Origin of the sequence: Burkholderia sp. HMSC10F09, from assembly GCF_001806955.1 — a bacterium.
GTDB classification, from domain to species: Bacteria; Pseudomonadota; Gammaproteobacteria; order Burkholderiales; family Burkholderiaceae; genus Burkholderia; species Burkholderia multivorans.
The window spans coordinates 7,471-9,654 of the sequence record NZ_KV786826.1 but is presented as its reverse complement, the minus strand read 5'-3'; the positions used below and the strand labels follow the sequence as shown (position 1 = coordinate 9,654).

The following is a 2,184-nucleotide window of genomic DNA, read 5'->3' as shown; positions in this document are numbered from 1 at the left end:
TTAGTTGAAACGATGTCTATGAATCACACACCTGATTCGATCGACTACATAGCTGCCACCCGCAATTCCCCAACCCGATTTAGCTTGATTGACGATAGATTTGCGGTCTGGGCTTTCTATCTTTTTTGTCGCTTCAGCATGGAGTGTCACAGCATTTCCGCCAAACACTTGGCACAAGCTGCAGTAAATAGCCCTATCGCCTGCTCCATCGCGTGCTCGTCGGTAAACCTGCACATTTCTGCGGATTCCCAATTCCCGCCATGACGTTGAAGAACAGCCCGGTCGTCCGTCACACCATAACCGGCGTATTCAAGCTCCTCATAAATCAACGATTGACCCAACGGTCCCGAGGGAACGTTCTCGCCACCGGCCCGCAATACATTAGCTACGTGGTCGACGCAACTATTCGATCTCTCATCATATTGACCCAACTCGCGTCCGATCTGTTTCTGCTGATATGCGATCGCCGCATTCACGTCGGGAAGTGGCACTTCCGTAGTATGCAGAACAGGATCGTTGACCATCAGCCTTTCACGCCTCTCGTTTACAACCGTCGTGGTTGTATCGCCTGTGATCACTTGATGGAAGTGCATCCCCGCATACGCCTTCAGCAGGTTGCCGAGCACCTTCGGCACCTCGGCTGGTAACGTGCTTTCCGGCCGCACCGGGCTCCGGGCCTTCCGGAACGTTAATCATGTATATCGCGCCCACATCTTTCTTTGTTTGACGAGATCGATCACGTCCTCGATCTTGCAAAACGCACCTATATTGAACCAACTCACCATAGCCCTGGTGCCGGTGATAATTCAGCCCCGTCTCACTGCGACCTCACTGTACTAGCCAGACATCCTCGAAGCCGTTGTCATCAATGATGAACTTTGATCCATGAGGTAGTCGAAGGTATTTAATGACCGCGGGAAGGAGTTCTGCAAGATGGTCGGTATGCACCGGCTGGTAAAAATCGGCTGCATCAGAATACTCACCGCAATGAAAGAACCAACTGACAATGCCTCCTGCAGGCAACGAAATTCGTGTCCCGTACACTGGCATCTTTCCAAGTGTAGAAATCGCGACAGCGACCATGTCCTCGGGCGCACAGTCTGGAAGATCGTACCGTCTGCACGTATCTAGTTGGAGTCGAAGCAATTCCTGAGCGTCCCTCTGTTCCATTATCAAAGTCCTAGCTTGTCCTTCATACATTTCGAGAAAGCGGATGCCATTCCACCTTGGCGTCTTGAACACACGGGGCAATGCGATTGCACCGCGGTAACAGCAGATTGGGCTGCTACGTCATTCCTTCCGGGATCGGTAGTACTCTACTACGAGCGCATCCTTGTGATCAGCAACCATCGTCGGCGCAACGGTTCCACAAACGACGCATGGAACTCCCTGAACTGACGCCGTCTGCTTTGCATTGGGGCCACATGCAGCGTCTCTCTTGTAAGGTGACGCAATATTTTGCTTGGGTTCAAACTGATTGCGATTAGGAATCCCATATTCATTCATGGGAACTTGATTGCCTGCTCCGTCGGTCGTGAACGAGAGACCAAGGGCGAGCGACGCTTCACAGGCTTCGACGACAAGATCATTGCGATGTACGCACGCGGCATGAGCGTGCGGGAGATTCAGGGCTTCCTGCTGGAGATGTATGGCATCGAGGTGTCGCCGGACTTCATCAGCACGGTGACTGATGCCGTGATCGACGAAGTGCGCGAATGGCAGCAGCGACCGCTCGAGCCGATGTACCCGGTCGTGTTCTTCGATGCCTTGCGAGTCAAGATCCGCGACGAAGGCGTGGTGCGCAGGACAGGAAATCGGTCGCAGCGGCGCTCAAGGAGGTCTATCGGGCACCGTCGGCCGAAGCGGCCGCCGTGGCGCTGGACGCGTTCGATACGAGCCCGTGGGGTACGAAATACCCTCCGATTACCGCGCTCTGGCGCCGGGCCTGGGATCAGGTGATTCCGTTCTACGCCTTCGCGCCTGATATCCGGAAAATTGTATATACGACCAACGCGATCGAGTCGCTGCACATGCAGCTTCGAAAGATCATCAAGGCGCGCGGCCACTTCCCGTCGGACGAGGCCGCGCTCAAACTGATCTGGCTGGCGCTGCGCAACGTCGTGGCCAAGTGGACCGGCTCTCGGCACGATTGGAAGAGCGCGATGACCCAGTTCGCGCTGCTTT

Annotated in this window: 2 pseudogenes; one reads left to right on the top strand and one right to left on the bottom strand. The window is 54.8% G+C overall.

Features of this window, described 5'->3' with window-relative positions:
• Positions 1-146 precede the first annotated feature (146 nt).
• Positions 147-671, bottom strand: a pseudogene (locus tag HMPREF3115_RS29865) (hypothetical protein); the annotation flags it as partial.
• Positions 672-1,548: 877 nt separating this feature from the next.
• On the opposite strand from HMPREF3115_RS29865, the pseudogene HMPREF3115_RS31105 reads away from it, so the two are divergent.
• Positions 1,549-2,184: pseudogene (locus tag HMPREF3115_RS31105) on the top strand (transposase); the annotation flags it as partial.